The sequence below is a fragment of the Sphingomonas lutea genome (genome assembly GCF_014396785.1).
GTDB lineage: Bacteria > Pseudomonadota > Alphaproteobacteria > Sphingomonadales > Sphingomonadaceae > Sphingomicrobium > Sphingomicrobium luteum.
Map to the genome: position 1 here is coordinate 1,750,954 of NZ_CP060718.1, position 14,585 is coordinate 1,765,538.

General features: G+C 67.7%; 12 protein-coding genes and 3 pseudogenes. 7 read left to right on the top strand and 8 right to left on the bottom strand.

Features of this window, described 5'->3' with window-relative positions; translation table 11 throughout:
* Positions 1 to 24: 24 nt before the first annotated feature.
* Positions 25 to 831, bottom strand: coding sequence for a bifunctional DNA-formamidopyrimidine glycosylase/DNA-(apurinic or apyrimidinic site) lyase (gene mutM / locus H9L13_RS09055; RefSeq protein ID WP_187537401.1), 807 nt, complete (start codon positions 829 to 831; stop codon positions 25 to 27).
* Positions 832 to 973: 142 nt separating this feature from the next.
* Here mutM and H9L13_RS09060 point away from each other — a divergent pair, with 142 nt between their 5' ends.
* The 3 genes and pseudogenes from H9L13_RS09060 (at position 974) to H9L13_RS09070 (ending at position 3,797) form a co-directional block, all read left to right on the top strand.
* On the top strand, positions 974 to 1,705 hold the full coding sequence (locus H9L13_RS09060) for a class I SAM-dependent methyltransferase (protein ID WP_187537402.1): 732 nt from the start codon (positions 974 to 976) through the stop codon (positions 1,703 to 1,705).
* Positions 1,702 to 3,242: pseudogene (gene ubiB / locus H9L13_RS09065) on the top strand (2-polyprenylphenol 6-hydroxylase). Before H9L13_RS09060 ends, ubiB begins: the two are co-directional and overlap by 4 nt.
* Positions 3,243 to 3,305: 63 nt before the next feature.
* Positions 3,306 to 3,797 carry a nuclear transport factor 2 family protein gene (locus H9L13_RS09070; RefSeq protein WP_187537403.1) on the top strand — a complete coding sequence of 164 codons (492 nt, stop codon included), beginning with the start codon at positions 3,306 to 3,308 and terminating at the stop codon, positions 3,795 to 3,797.
* Between the two features lie 19 nt (positions 3,798 to 3,816).
* On the opposite strand, the gene H9L13_RS09075 is transcribed toward H9L13_RS09070, so the two are convergent.
* Both H9L13_RS09075 and H9L13_RS09080 read right to left on the bottom strand, forming a co-directional pair.
* Entirely contained in the window at positions 3,817 to 4,803 is a 987-nt protein-coding gene (locus H9L13_RS09075) for a prolyl hydroxylase family protein (protein ID WP_187537404.1), read from the bottom strand.
* 40 nt (positions 4,804 to 4,843) lie between these two features.
* On the bottom strand, positions 4,844 to 5,437 hold the full coding sequence (locus H9L13_RS09080) for a phosphatase PAP2 family protein (protein ID WP_187537405.1): 594 nt from the start codon (positions 5,435 to 5,437) through the stop codon (positions 4,844 to 4,846).
* A gap of 82 nt (positions 5,438 to 5,519) precedes the next feature.
* Here H9L13_RS09080 and coaBC point away from each other — a divergent pair.
* Positions 5,520 to 6,685: pseudogene (gene coaBC, locus H9L13_RS09085) on the top strand (bifunctional phosphopantothenoylcysteine decarboxylase/phosphopantothenate--cysteine ligase CoaBC).
* Here the strand turns inward: coaBC and H9L13_RS09090 are convergent.
* The 3 genes from H9L13_RS09090 to topA form a co-directional block, all read right to left on the bottom strand.
* Entirely contained in the window at positions 6,677 to 7,423 is a 747-nt protein-coding gene (locus tag H9L13_RS09090) for a HesA/MoeB/ThiF family protein (protein ID WP_187537406.1), read from the bottom strand. The pseudogene coaBC and the gene H9L13_RS09090 overlap by 9 nt on opposite strands.
* A gap of 127 nt (positions 7,424 to 7,550) precedes the next feature.
* Positions 7,551 to 7,988, bottom strand: coding sequence for a dUTP diphosphatase (gene dut / locus H9L13_RS09095; RefSeq protein WP_187537407.1), 438 nt, complete (start codon positions 7,986 to 7,988; stop codon positions 7,551 to 7,553).
* Positions 7,985 to 10,468 carry a type I DNA topoisomerase gene (topA, locus tag H9L13_RS09100; protein WP_187537408.1) on the bottom strand — a complete coding sequence of 828 codons (2,484 nt, stop codon included), beginning with the start codon at positions 10,466 to 10,468 and terminating at the stop codon, positions 7,985 to 7,987. The genes dut and topA overlap by 4 nt, the downstream gene beginning before the upstream one ends.
* An 81-nt stretch (positions 10,469 to 10,549) precedes the next feature.
* Here topA and H9L13_RS09105 point away from each other — a divergent pair, with 81 nt between their 5' ends.
* Positions 10,550 to 11,503, top strand: a complete 954-nt coding sequence (locus tag H9L13_RS09105; RefSeq protein WP_187537409.1) for a 2OG-Fe(II) oxygenase — start codon at positions 10,550 to 10,552, stop codon at positions 11,501 to 11,503.
* Positions 11,504 to 11,506: 3 nt separating this feature from the next.
* On the opposite strand, the pseudogene dprA reads toward H9L13_RS09105, so the two are convergent.
* Positions 11,507 to 12,585 (bottom strand): annotated as a pseudogene (gene dprA / locus H9L13_RS09110) (DNA-processing protein DprA).
* Positions 12,582 to 13,163 carry a glycerol-3-phosphate 1-O-acyltransferase PlsY gene (plsY, locus tag H9L13_RS09115; protein ID WP_187537410.1) on the bottom strand — a complete coding sequence of 194 codons (582 nt, stop codon included), beginning with the start codon at positions 13,161 to 13,163 and terminating at the stop codon, positions 12,582 to 12,584. The pseudogene dprA and the gene plsY overlap by 4 nt, the downstream one beginning before the upstream one ends.
* A 175-nt stretch (positions 13,164 to 13,338) precedes the next feature.
* On the opposite strand from plsY, the gene H9L13_RS09120 reads away from it, so the two are divergent.
* Entirely contained in the window at positions 13,339 to 13,689 is a 351-nt protein-coding gene (locus tag H9L13_RS09120) for an endonuclease domain-containing protein (protein WP_187537411.1), read from the top strand.
* Positions 13,686 to 14,483 carry a glutamate racemase gene (gene murI / locus H9L13_RS09125; RefSeq protein WP_187537412.1) on the top strand — a complete coding sequence of 266 codons (798 nt, stop codon included), beginning with the start codon at positions 13,686 to 13,688 and terminating at the stop codon, positions 14,481 to 14,483. Before H9L13_RS09120 ends, murI begins: the two co-directional genes overlap by 4 nt.
* Positions 14,484 to 14,585 lie beyond the last annotated feature (102 nt).

Here is a 14,585-nt window from a genome sequence, read left to right on the forward strand (position 1 = left end):
ACATGCCCCAAAGGTCAACCGTCGCTAGCGCTGGCAACGCGGGCAGTAAAAGGTCGATCTTCCGCCCTGGACGAAGCGCCGGACCGTGCCGCCGCAAGCGCACGGCTCGCCCTCGCGCCCATAGACCGCGAAGGTCTTGGAAAAATAGCCGAGCTCGCCGTCGGGGCTGCTGAAATCGCGCAGGCTCGATCCCCCGGCGGCGATGGCCTCGCGCAGCACGTCCTTGATCGCCGGGACAAGCCGCTCCAGCCGTGTCCGCGACACCGATCCGCCGGCGCGGCGGGGATGGATGCCGGCCCGGAACAGCGCTTCGCACACGTAGATGTTGCCCAGCCCGGCGACGATCCGCTGGTCGAGCAGGAGCAGCTTGATCGCCGCCGTGCGCCCCTTGAGACGGCTTGCCAGATCGGCGGCCTCGAGCGTGAGCGGCTCGGGCCCGAGCGCGGCGAAGGCCGGCCAAGCGGGAAGTGCGTCGGTCGCCATCAGGTCGAGCGATCCGAATCGCCGCGGATCGTTGAGCGCGATGCGCCGCCCGCTACCGGTCGTCACCAGGAAATGATCGTGCTTTTCCACGGTCTCGGGATCGACTCGCCATCGCCCCGACATGCCGAGGTGGAAGACCAGGCTGTCGCCGCGGTCGGTGTCGATCACGCCATATTTGGCGCGTCGCCACAGCTTCGTCACCCGCGCCCCGGTGAGCCGTTGCCCCAGGTCCTCGGGCATCGCCCGACGCAAATCCGCGCGGCGCGCCTCGACCGAGGCAATGCGCTCGCCCAGCAGCACGCGATCCAGCCCGCGCACGGTAGTTTCGACCTCGGGAAGCTCGGGCATTGCGCACGCCATACCCAACCCCGCTCATCCTGAGTAGCGCCGCAGGCGCGTATCGAAGGACAGTGCTTCGATACGCCGCTGCGCGGCTACTCAGCATGAGCGGGGTAGAAGGATGCAGGTATGCGCTTTAAGGCCCATGCCCATGAACGATCAGGTCAATTTCGGCGATCAACTCGTCACGCCCGAAGAAAAGACGCAGCGTGTCGGCGCGGTCTTCAGCTCGGTGGCGCGGCGCTACGACGTGATGAACGACCTGATGAGCGGCGGCATGCACCGCTTGTGGAAGGACCGGTTCGTCAATCGCGTGAAGCCGCGCCCGGGCGAGCGCATCCTCGACATGGCCGGCGGGACCGGCGACATCGCCTTCCGCATGGCGCGGCGCGGCGCGCTGGTGACCGTCGCCGACATTAATCCCGATATGCTTAGCGTCGGCCAGGACCGTGCCGCCGACCGCACCATCCCCGGCCTCATCTGGCAGGTGGAGAATGCCGAGCGGCTGAGCTTCGCCGAAAGCGCGTTCGACGGCTACACGATCGCATTCGGAATCCGCAACGTAACCGACATCCCCGCCGCCTTGCGGGAGGCGCATCGCGTTCTGAAGCGCGGCGGCCGCTTCTACTGCATGGAATTTTCGACCAGCGACTGGCCCGGCTTTGCTGACCTCTACGAGGCCTATGCGTCGCGCGCGATCCCGCGCATCGGCAAGATCGTGGCCGATGACGAAGACAGCTATCGCTATCTGGTCGAAAGCATCCGCCGCTTTCCCAAGCCGCCGGCGTTCCGCGCCATGATCGAGCAAGCGGGCTTCGTCCGCGCCGCGTTCGAGCCGATGCTCGGCGGCCTCGTCGCCATTCACTCAGGCTGGAAGATTTGACCGCTAGCACCACCCATTTGTGGCGGCTGTGGAAATGGGGCCGGACGTTGGCGCGGCACGGGGCGCTGCGTGGGATCGAACAGGATCCCATGACCCCGCCGCAGGTCCGCCGGTTGGCCAAGGCTATTCGCTTCGGCATTCGAGTGCCGGATACCCCGATTACGCCCGTGCGCTGCAGGAGATCGGCCCGGCCGCGATCAAGCTTGGCCAGGCCCTGTCGACCCGTCCCGACCTGGTCGGAGACCGCGCCGCGCTCAACCTGTCGCTGCTTCAGGACGACATTCCCGCCTCGCCGTTCCCAGCGATCAAGCAGGTCATCGAATCCTCGTTCGGCGCGCCGCTCGAAAGCCTGTTTGCGCAGTTCGACGAAGTGCCCGTCGGCTCGGCCTCCATCGCCCAGGTGCATAAGGCGGTCACGACGGAGGGCCGCCAGGTCGCGGTCAAGGTGCTTCGCCCAGGGATCGAGGACGAATTCGCCCGCGCGATGGAAACCTACGAATGGGCCGCCGCGCATGTCGAGCGCTACGGCGGGGAGGTCGAGCGCCTGCGCCCGCGCCTGGTTGTCGCGCATTTCCGCCAATGGACCGCGCGCGAGCTCGATCTGCAGCGCGAGGGCGCATCAGCCTCCGAGTTGCGCGAGAATATGGCTGCCGAGCCCAACTATCACGTGCCCGAGATCGACTGGCGGCGGACGGCGCGGCGCGTGTTGACGCTCGAATGGCTCGACGGCACGAAGCTCAGCGATCGCGCGACGCTCGCCGCGGAAGGCCAGGATTGCGAGGCGCTCGCCGCGACCCTGGTCCGCGCCTTCCTCCGCCAGGCGGTAGTCGACGGTTTCTTCCACGCCGACCTCCATCACGGCAATTTGTTCGCGCTGCGCGACGGGCGCATCGCCGCGATCGACTTCGGGATCATGGGGCGGATCGACCGCCGCGCCCGCGTCTGGCTCGCCGAAATCCTCTACGGCTTGATCACCGGCAATTACCGGCGCGTCGCCGAAATCCATTTCGAGGCGCAATATGTGCCCGGCCACCACAATGTCGACGAATTTGCGACCGCGCTGCGCGCTGCGGGCGAGCCGATCCGCGGCCTCCCGGTCAAGGATATTTCGGTCGGGCGCATGCTCGAAAGCCTGTTTTCGATCACGCGCGACTTCGACATGCCGACGCAGCCGCACCTGCTGCTGCTGCAAAAGACGATGGTGATGAACGAAGGAGTCGCCACCGCGCTCGATCCCAACATCAACATGTGGGAGACGGCCGAGCCGTTCCTGAAGGAATGGATCCGATCCGAGCTTGGGCCCGAAGCTTATTACGCCGACCGCATCATCGACATCGTCCGCGCTGCGAAGAAGCTGCCCGACCTGGTCAACCGCATCGACGAATATTACCCGCCGCGCGGCGCCGCCCCGCCTCCTCCGCCGCTGCCGGAGATTGCGGTGATCGAACATCGCGGCTGGGGCGGCTATGCCGCGACCGCCCTGCTTGCCGCAGCGGCCGGCGCCGTGGCGGCGGTTGGAGCAATGCAGCTGCTTTGAAGAGCGATTGTCCCATGGCCCGGGTTACTGTATTGTCGAATTAATACAGTGAAAGGTCCCAATATGATCGGGTTTTTGGCCCTCGCCTTCGTTCAAGCCCCTGCCGCCTCCGTCGAGGTCCCATCACAGCCCGCTCTCAGCCAGATCATCGCTGCTCGCGACGCCGAGTTTTTCGCTCTGTTCTTCGAAGGTTGCGATCCGGTTCGCCTGCGCAAGATGATCGCCGATGACGTGGAATTCTACCACGACAAGGGCGGATTGCTCTTTACCAACGCCGAGTCAATGGTCGCCGACTACGCAAAGAATTGCGCAGCACGTCAACAGCCGGACGCGTGGCGGTCACGTCGAGAGTTGGTGCGATCGAGCCTGCACGTCGATCCCGTTCCGCGGCACGGCGCGTTCGAGGTCGGCGAGCATGTATTCCACGAGCGCAAAGGTAGTGGACCTGAAAAGCTGGTGGGCCGCGGCCGCTTCGCCATCATCTGGAAGCTCGACGGCGGTACCTGGAAGCTGTCGCGCGCGCTCAGCTTCGCCCACGGCTCCGCTACCCCTTGACCGAACCGGCGGGGCCCGCCTAGCGCTCGACCTCGTGCCGGCCGAAGCCTTCGGGCCCGGGCGGACGCGCGCGGATCCAGCGCGACGCGAGAAACTTGACGCCCGCCGTCACCGGCCGTCCGGCATGACGCATGCGCGGGTCGGGCCGCTGCTCGGCATCGGTGTTGGCGAACACCAGCAGGTCCCCCGTTTTGCCGCGAGCTTCGATCCCGATGTCGGGAAAGCTCGTCTCCCCACCCGCATAATCCTCATTCAGCCAGACAAGGGCGGTCAGGATGCGCGGATTGTCCATCCCCGCGACCGCATCGAAATGCGGACGATACTCCTGCGTCTCGGCATAGCGCAGCACCTGCAGCGGCTCGCCTTGCTCGACCGACGTGCCGGTGGCGGCCGCGATGCGGCGGTTGATCGCGCGCACGAACGGCCATTCGCTGACCAGCGGAAAGCCGCTCTTGTCCGAACGGCGGACGGGATCCTCGACGAAGCGCTGGAGTTCGTCGTGAAAGATGGTCGCGCGCCGCATCCGCGGCTCGGCGAGCGTGATGAGGAAGTCGCACTCGTCGGCCGACAACAGACCTTCATGACGCGCCACGCGCGGGTCGTCGTGCACCACCTGCAATGGATAATCGCCTCGCGGGATTCCGTCCGCGTCGAGATCCATGCGCGCGATCAGCGCCAGCTGCTGCGCCGCGACGGCGTCGCGTTCGGCCCATCGCCTAAGCACGTCTTGCGCACCCTGCCAGTCGGGGTCGCCGCCAACCCCGCACGCGACCAGTCCGGCAAGCGTGCGCGCTGCGCCGACATGGCCAAGCTCGGCCGCCTTGCCCAACGCCGCCCGCGCTGCCGCGGGATCGCGCGGCGCGAACCGCCCCTCGATCAGCCACAGGCCTTCAAGAAGAAAGGCATCGGCCTCGCCGCGCGCTTGCGCGGCGCGCAATAGGGCCAGCCCCTCGCCTGCCTGTCCCGCTTGGGCCAGCGCCATCGCCTGCTGCGCGCTCGTCGTCATGTGCGATCAGTGGCAGACGCAAGGCGCCTCCGCCAATCCCCTAGTTGTCGCTGTCCAGCCCCGCAGCGTCCCACACGGCAGCTACCGCGGCTTCGCTCGCCAGCCCGACCGCGGCGCCGACGATGACGTCGCTCGGATAATGCGCGCAGCGCGGGATTTGCGACGCCCCGACGGCCGCACCTGCAGCCAATGCCGCCGCTCCATATTCGGGATATTCGCGCGACAAGGCGCGGGCGGCCGCCATCGCGCCCGCCGAATGGCCTGACGGGAAGCTCGATTCTTCCTTGGCCTTGCTGTCGCCTTTGCGGATCTCCTTGTCGACCTTGCGCTTCGCGCTGCGCGGCCGGGTGCGGTCGAATTCCATCTTGATCGCCAGCTTGGCCGAGGTCGCGGCCTCGTGTGCGATCAGCATCCGCACGCCCGCGCGGATCAGCCGCTGCTTGCGCAACAGCAGCCCACCGACGATCACCGCCGCGCACAGGGTGCGCATCTGCGGCTGGTCGCCAAGTTTGCTGAACAGGTCGAGCGCCTTGACCGCGCGCGTGTCGCCGTGCGGTTCGAACAATTCATGCGTCGCGTGATCGAAATCGATCACATATCCTTCCGCCGCGTCGATCTGCTTTTCCAGGATCATGCGGATTCAACCGTCCGCCGCGCCTTAAGTGCCGCCGCCCACAGTCTCGACTTGGGCGATGATGCGCGGCATGGGTCGGTGCATGGCGCATGTGCTCCTGATCGTCGGCGGCGGGATCGCGGCCTATAAGTCGCTCGAGCTGGTTCGGCTGCTCAAGAAAGCCGGTCACCGGGTGACTCCGGTCCTGACCAGCGGCGGCGCGCATTTCGTGACCGAGATGAGCCTCGGCACGCTGGCCGAAAACCCAGTCCACACCTCGCTGTGGGAATTGAAGGACGAGGTCGAAATCGGCCACATCCAGCTGTCGCGCGCCGCGGACGTCCTGCTCGTCTGCCCGGCGACCGCGGATCTGCTGGCAAAGATGGCGGCGGGGATTGCCGACGACCTCGCAACCACCCTGCTGCTTGCGACCGACAAGCCGGTCGTGGTCGCCCCGGCGATGAATGTGCGCATGTGGCAACATGCCGCGACGCAGCGCAACGTCGCCCAATTGAAGGCCGATGGGATCCGCGTGCTCGATCCCGACGAGGGCGACATGGCGTGCGGCGAATTCGGTCCCGGCCGCCTCCCGGAGCCGCCGGACATCGTCGAGCGCATTGCCGACCTGCTCAAGTGACGCTGCGCGGCAAGCATATTATCGTCACCGCCGGCCCGACGCATGAGCCGATCGACCCTGTCCGCGTCATCGCCAACCGCTCCTCGGGCCGCCAGGGGTTCGCCATCGCCGCCGCCGCTGCCGAGGCCGGCGCGACGGTGACGCTCGTCGCGGGTCCGGTCGCGCTTGCAACGCCGGCAGACGTCCGCCGCATTGATGTCGAGACCGCCGCGCAAATGGCCGATGCCGTCATGACGTCACTCCCCGCCGACGCCGCGATCCTCGTCGCCGCAGTCGCCGACTGGCGCGTCGAACCCTCGGCGGAAAAGCTCAAGAAGGACGCCGGCCCGCCCCAGCTGGCGTTCGTCCGCACCCGCGACATCCTTGCCGAGCTCGCCACGCACGCCGATCGTCCCCGTCTCCTCATCGGCTTCGCTGCGGAGACCGAGCGGGTCGTCGCCAACGCCGTCGCCAAGCGCTCGGCCAAGCACGCCGACTGGATCGTCGCCAACGACGTTTCAGGCGGGGTGATGGGCGGCACGCACAATCGCGTGCATCTGGTCACCGGGACCGGCGTCGAAGACTGGCCCGAAGCGTCGAAGGAGGACGTCGCCGAGCGGCTGGTCGCCTGCGTCGCGCGCGCCTTACGCTGACCCGCACGCCTTGCACGCCGGATCCGCGGGAATGCGGATCGTCCGCCAGCTCAGCGCCTGTCCGTCGAACAGGTGGAGCTTTCCGCTCTGCTCCCCGCCCACGCCGACAATCGCGTTGATGGCGAGCAGCGCGGCAAAGCCGCCGACCGCCGCGGTCAGCGCACCCAGCACGCCCAGCTCCGCGCAATTATCGCAATCCTCGGCATCGAACGCGTCGCCGACGAAGCAGCGGTAGCAGGGCCGCCCCCGGAACAGCGCAACCTGCCCTTGAAATTGCACGGCTGCCGCGGAGAGCAAGGTCAGGCCCGCCGCCACGCAGGCGTCGCTCACCGCTAGCCGGGTCGCAAAATTGTCGCTGCCGTCGATGATGAGGTCGTGACCCGCAAGCAGCTCGGCGGCGTTGTCCGCATCGATCCGCGCCCGCCGCGGGACAACCTCGATCAGCGAATTCAAATCGGCGAGGCGCGCCGCTGCAACCTCCGCTTTCGACGCGCCGGCATCGCTTTCCCGGAACAGCGGTTGGCGGTGAAGATTGCTCAGTTCGATCGCGTCGTCATCAATGATGGTGATCCGCCCGACCCCCGCGCCCGCCAAGGCTGGCAGCACCGCGCTGCCGATCCCGCCCGCGCCGATCACTACAACCGATGCCGCTTTCAATTTGCGCTGCCCGACGCCCCCGACCTGCGGCAGCACGATGTGCCGCGCGTAACGGTCGAGTTCGACGTCAGTGAGCATCATCCTCCCCACGGGTTCGTGGGGAGGGGGACCAGCGAAGCTGGTGGAGGGGTTCTGAACGGCATTCCGAAGAACCCCTCCACCGCCTGCGGCGGTCCCCCTCCCCGGCAACTGCCGGGGCGGACGTGTATCACGTACCCGTGCTCCCGAAGCCCCCGGCGCCCCGGCTGGTTTCGCTCAACACTTCCACCTCGCGGAATGCGGCCTTGAGCACTGGCGCCGGCACCAGCTGCGCGATCCGCTCGCCGCGGCGCACCGCGAACGGCTCGCTGCCGAGGTTGGCGAGGATGACCTTCACTTCACCGCGATAGTCATGATCGATCGTGCCCGGCGTGTTGAGGCAGGTGATGCCATGCTTGAGCGCAAGCCCCGAGCGCGGGCGTACCTGCACCTCATAGCCTTCGGGAATGGCGATCGCGAAACCCGTAGCGACCGCGTGGCGCTGGCCCGGATTCAGCGTCAGGTCCTCCGCCGCGACGACGTCGAGCCCCGCCGCGCCATCGGTCGCATAGGCCGGCGCCGGCAATCCCTCGCCATGCGGCAGGCGCTGCAGCTCGATGTCGATCATTTCGCCTTCTTCCTCGCCGGCTTGCGGCCGCCCTTCTTCTTGGCCGGCCCCTTCGCTGCGCGCTCGTCGATCAGGCGGACGGCTTCGTCCAGCACGATGCCCTTGGGGTCGGCGCCCTTGGGCAGGGTCGCATGGGTCGTCCCGTCGCTGACGTACGGCCCGTAGCGCCCTTCCATCACCTTCACTTCGTTGCCGTTCGGATGCTTGCCCAGCACCGCGATCGGCTCGCGCGCCGCACCGCGACCACGCCCGCCGCCCGCCGCCGCATCGGCCAGCTTGGCGACCGCGGCGTTCATGCCCGTCTCGAACACTTCGGCGGTCGAAGCGAGCTTCGCATACTTGCCGTTGTGGGCAAGGTACGGGCCGTAACGCCCGATCGACGCTGTAATCGGCTCGCCTGTCTCGGGATGCGCGCCGATTTCGCGCGGCAACGACAGCAACCGCTCCGCGACCTCCAGATTCACGTCGTCGAGCGGAATGTCCTTGGGGATCGAGGCGCGCTTGGCGTCCTTGCCCTCGCCGCGCTCGACATAGGGGCCAAAGCGCCCGGTCTTGAGCAAGATGCCCTCACCCAGGTCCTGCGGGCCGTCGCTGGCGCCGCCCTCGGCTCCGCCCTGCCCGAATTTCTGCGTGTAACGGCATTCGGGATAGTTGGAGCAGGCGACGAACGCGCCGAATTTGCCGCCCCGAAGCGACAGCCGCCCGTTGCCGCAATTGGGGCAGATCCGCTGATCGCTTCCGTCCTCGCGCGGCGGGTAGAGCCACGGCGCCAGGAACTCGTCGAGCGCCTGGGTGATCTCTGACGGCTTCTGCTCCATGACCTCGCCCGCCTTGGGCTTGAAGTCGCGCCAGAACATGTCGAGCAGTTTTTGCCATTCGAGCCGGCCGCCCGACACGTCGTCCAGCTCTTCCTCGAGTTCGGCGGTGTAATCGTAGCTGACATAGCGTTCGAAGAAGCGCTCAAGGAAGGCCGTGACCAGCCGCCCGCTTTCCTCGGGGATGAAGCGCGCCTTGTCGACGCGCACATATTCGCGGTCTTTGAGGGTCTGCAGGATCGAAGCATAGGTCGACGGCCGGCCGATCCCCAATTCCTCGAGCCGCTTGACCAGGCTCGCTTCCGAATAGCGCGGCGGCGGCTGTGTGAAATGCTGCGTGGCCTCGACGCCGGTGTTGGCCGGCGCGTCGCCTTCGCGCAGCAAGGGCATGCGCGCGCTTTCCTCATCTTGCGCATCATCGCGGCCTTCGTCGTAGAGCGCCATGAAGCCGGGGAAGAGCACCACTTGCCCCGTCGCCCGAAGCACCGCCCGGCCAGTCCCGTCGCTCAGCTCGACCGTCGTCCGCTCGAGCCGCGCGGACGCCATCTGGCTCGCCAGCGCGCGGTTGTAGACCAGCTCGTACAGCCGCGCGTGGTCGCCAGACGCGGCCTTGGCGCGGTCGAAATCGGTCGGGCGGATCGCCTCGTGCGCTTCCTGCGCGTTCTTCGCCTTGCTCGTGTAATGGCGCGGCTTGTCCGGGACGTATCCGGCGTCATAGCGGTTGGCGATCGCCTTGCGCGCCGCGCTCACGGCCTCGGGCGCCATATCGACGCCGTCGGTCCGCATGTAGGTGATCAGGCCCTCTTCATAGAGGCCCTGTGCCACGCGCATTGTGTGGCTTGCGGCAAAGCCGAGCTTGCGCGCGGCCTCCTGCTGCAGGGTCGATGTCGTAAACGGCGGCGGCGGGTTCTTGGCGAAGGGCTTGGTTTCGACCGAGGAGACGCTGAAGCGCCCCGCCTCGACCGCCGCCTTGGCCGCGTCCGCATCGCCCTTGTTGCCGATCGTCAGCCGCTCGATCTTCTTGCCGTCAAGCTGGACGAGCCGCGCGGTGAATGGCTGCCCCGCACTTTCGAAGCTGGCCGACACCGACCAATATTCCTGAGGGCGGAAGATTTCGATCTCGCGCTCGCGGTCGACGATCAGGCGCAGCGCGACCGATTGCACCCGGCCCGCCGACTTGGCGCCGGGCAGCTTGCGCCACAGGATCGGCGACAGCGTAAACCCGACCAGATAGTCGAGCGCCCGGCGCGCCCGATAGGCATCGATCAGGTCGGTATCGAGCGCGCGCGGCTTGCCCATCGCCTCGGTCACCGCGCTCTTGGTGATGGCGTTGAAGGTCACGCGCCGGACGTCGGCGGGGAGCGCCTTCTTGCCCCGCAGCACTTCCTGCACGTGCCAGCTGATCGCCTCGCCTTCGCGATCGGGGTCGGTGGCGAGGATCAAGGTGTCCGCGCCCTTCGCCTCGTCGGTGATCGCCCGCAGCTGCTTGGCGCGGTCGGGCGAGACCTGCCACAGCATTTCGAACGCCGCGTCGGGATCGACCGAGCCGTCCTTGGGCGGAAGGTCGCGCACGTGGCCGAACGAGGCGAGCACGCGGTGCCCCGGCCCAAGATATTTTTCGATGGTTTTCGCCTTGGCGGGCGATTCGACGACGACCAGCTTCAATTTGATCCCTCACGCATACGCGTAAGGTGGTGCGCCGGGATTCACCTCGTCAAGCCGCTCCTTCACGCTATGGTGGCGGCAATGAATCAGGAATTGAAACAGGCGATCGCCCGGTTCGAGGCGGGCGACGGCGCAAATGCCGTCGAGACCATCCGCCGCATTGCCTCCGCCGGCGACCCCGACGCGCTCAACGCGCTCGGCATCCTCACCTGGAGCGGCAACCAGGTCGCCTCCGATCCGCCGCGCGGGCGTCTGCTGTTCCAATATGCCGCCTCGCTCGGCAATGCGCAGGCGGCGCTGACCACCACCAACCTGATGGCCTCGGGGATCGCCGGCGAGCGCAACTGGCCGATGGCTTTCGAGCGGCTCGAGGATGAAGCCCGCCTCATTCCGCAGCGCCGCCGCGCGCTCGACCTCATCCGCCGCATGGCGCTCGACGCCAACGGCGACCCGGCCGACGCGGCGGACGGCGAAAGCCTCTCCGATCGGCCCGAAGCGCGCCTCTTCCGCCAGCTGCTGACGCCCGATGAATGCACCTACCTGATCGACATCGCATCGCCCGGCTATCAGCCGTCGACCGTCTACAACACGGCCCGCGAGCTGGTTCGCGACACTATCCGCACGTCTCACGGATCGACCATCTACTGGCTGATCGAGGATCCCGCGGTGCATGCCATCAACCGCCGCATTGCCGCGATCACCGGCACGCGTTTCGACCAGGGCGAGGCGCTGCAGGCGCTGCGCTACGCCCCGGGCCAGGAATATCGCCCGCATTTCGATTTCGTCGAAGGCGCGGACAATCCCCGCATCTTCACCGCCCTCATCTATCTCAACGACGATTATGATGGCGGGGAGACGGCCTTCGTCCGCACCGGCCTCAAGGTCCGCGGGCGGCTGGGCGACGTCCTCCTGTTCCGCAACACCGGCGACGGCGACGCGCCCGAGCCCTTGTCGGAGCACGCCGGCTTGCCAGTGACCGCCGGCACCAAGTTCCTCGCCACGCGCTGGATCCGCCGCAACCGCTGGGTGCCGTGACCGTCAGTCGCGCAGGCTGACCTTGTTGCCGGCGTGCCGCTCGAGCCGCCCGGCAAGGTCGAGCTCGAGCAAGGCCATCTGCACCGCGCCCGGCGAACCGCCCGACAAGCGGATGATCTCGTCGACCGGCACCGGTGAGGGCCCAAGCAACGCATCGACCGCGCCGATCAGCCGATCGTCGGGGTCTTCGAGCGGGGCGGGTTCGAACATGCTCGCCGCCGACGCCACGCGCGACAGCATCGGCGTCAGCACCTCGGCCACGTCCGCCGCGTTTTGCACCAGCGTCGCGCCGTTGCGGATCAGCTGGTTGCAGCCCTGCGCGCGCGGATCGAGCGGCGAGCCAGGCACCGCCATCACCTCGCGCCCCGCCTCGGCGGCCAGCCGCGCGGTGATCAACGATCCCGATCGCGGCGCGGCCTCGACCACCACCGTGCCCGCGGCCAGGCCCGCGATGATGCGGTTGCGATAGGGGAAGTGCCGCGCGCGCGGCTCGGTCCCCGGCGGCATCTCCGCAAGCACCAGGCCGCGGACGAACATCGCTTCCTGCCGCGCCTGGTTTTCGGGCGGATAGAAGACGTCGATGCCCCCTGCGATGACCCCGATCGTGCCCGTCCCGATCGCCCCGTCATGCGCCGCGCTGTCGATTCCCCGCGCAAGCCCCGACACGACCACGAAATCCTGCTGCCCAAGTCGTGCGCCAGCCCGCGCGCGAAGCGGCACGCCGCGGCCGAGGCATTGCGCGCGCCGACCATCGCCACCATCCGCCGGTCGAGCAGCTTGGCCTGCCCGCGTGCGATCAGCAGCGGCGGCGCATCGTCAAGCTGCGCCAGCGCACGCGGATACAGTCCCTCACCCAGCGCCAGATAACGCGCGCCGAGCTTCTCGACGGCCGCCATCTCGCGCTCCGCTTGCTCGCGGCTGCATAGCTTGGGCGGCGTACCACCCCCGCGCCGGGCAAGGTCGGGAACGCCCGCCAGCGCCGCCGTCGCGTCGCCGAAGCGGCGGATCAACTGGCGATAGGTGACCGGCCCGATGCCGGGGGTGCGGACCAGCCGAAGCTGATCGACAAGCTGTTCGTTCAATCCTTGCCCTTCCCAATGCGTGGCTCGGTCCCAGCCTTCAGGCGAAGGATGTTTTCGCGGTGCTTCCATAGGATCAGCACCGCAAAACCGAGCAGCATTGGGAGGAGCTTGTCGTTACCGATGATCGCGGCAGTGATCGGCGCACTGACCGCTGCAGCCATGCCCGCAACCGACGAGATTCGGATCGTCAGAAGCAGCATGACCCACGCGGCCGCATAGATGATTGCGGCCGCGGGGATGAGGGGAATGAGGACGCCCAGGAAGGTCGCGACGCCCTTGCCGCCGCGAAACCTGAGCCAGACGGGATAAAGGTGCCCGATGAGCGCACCGAAGGCCGCGAAGGGCGCAATCTGCCGGTCGAACAGGTTTTCGACCAGCAAGATCGCCGCCGTCGCCTTGAGGCAGTCGAGGACCAGCGTCAGCGCCGCCAGCCAGCGGCTGCCCGTGCGCAACACGTTGGTCGCGCCGATATTGCCCGACCCGATCTTGCGCACGTCGCCCTTGCCGCCGAGCCGCGCGAGCACCAGCCCGAACGGAATCGACCCGAACGCATAGCCGATCGCCAGTGCAAGGATCATCTCGGTCGTCACGAGCCGGGTGGTAGCAAACGGTGACGACGGCGCAATCTCCTACCGAAGGCGCGACGCTGCCTCACATCCTCCCCAGCAGTTGCTGGGGAGGGGGACCATGCGTTAGCATGGTGGAGGGGTTCTTCGGGTGTCGGTCACACAAGCACGCAATTATCGCCGCAAGATGAGCTCGCCCGAAATTCGGCTTTGGGGCGTGCTCCGCACTCGTCCGCACGGCTTCAAATTCCGTCGGCAGCGCCCGGACGATCCGTTCATCTTCGACTTCTACTGTCACCGCGCGCTTCTCGCGATCGAGATCGACGGCTTCGCTCATGACTGCGGGACCAACCCGCAACGCGATGCGTCCCGAGATAAGTGGGCCGCGGGCAGGAGCATCGCCACGCTGCGGATTTCCGCGTCTGAAGTTCGCGATAATCTGGATGGGGTCGTAGCCGGCATCCTTCAGCGATGCTGCGAAAGAACCCCTCCACCAGCTTCGCTGGTCCCCCTCCCCTCGAACCCGAGGGGAGGATGATAATCTCTTCCACCGCCCCCCTCCTCTTCTTCGACTCCGGCGTCGGCGGCTTGTCGGTGCTCGGGCCGACGCGGGCTCTGCTGCCCTCGGCCCCGACCGTCTACGTCGCCGACAGCGCCGGCTTCCCCTACGGCAAGCGCAGCGAGGCGGAGATTGCGAGCCGCGTGCCGGCGCTTCTCGGTCGGCTGGTCGAGCGCTTCCGCCCACGCCTTGCGGTGATCGCCTGCAACACCGCATCGACCATTGCGCTCGACCACGTCCGCTCCGCGCTCGACGTGCCGGTCGTCGGCACCGTCCCCGCGATCAAGCCCGCCGCCGAGCAATCGCGCAGCCGCGTGATCGGCGTGCTCGGTACCGAGGCGACCGTCCGCCAGCCTTATGTCGACGACCTTGCCGCGCGCTTCGCCGCCGACTGCACCCTCATCCGCCAGGGCTCCCCCGCGCTGGTCGAGCTTGCCGAGGCCAAGCTGTCGGGAGGTGCAGTCTCGGTCGCCGACATCGCCGCCGCGACCAAGCCGATGTTCGCCGCCGACCGCGGCGCACAGATCGACACCATCGTCCTCGCCTGCACCCACTTCCCCCTGCTCGCCGACGAGCTGCGCGCGGCGCATCCCGGCGTCGCCCTGGTCGACGGCGGGCCCGGCATTGCCCGCCGCATCGCCTTCCTCACCCGCGGCCAGCCCTGGCCCGAGGCGCCGCCGCCCGGCATCGCGGTCTTCACCGGCGAGCCGCCGTCGCCGGCGCTGGCGGCCGCACTTGCGCGCTACGGCCTTCATGAGGTGCAGACCCTATAGTCCCTCTCTCTCTCTCTCTCACTCTCTGCCGGGGAGAGGGAGGAAGTTGCGAGTCGTTCGCTATGGAAAATCGCGAGCACGGTCGCTAAAGGCCCGGCCAAG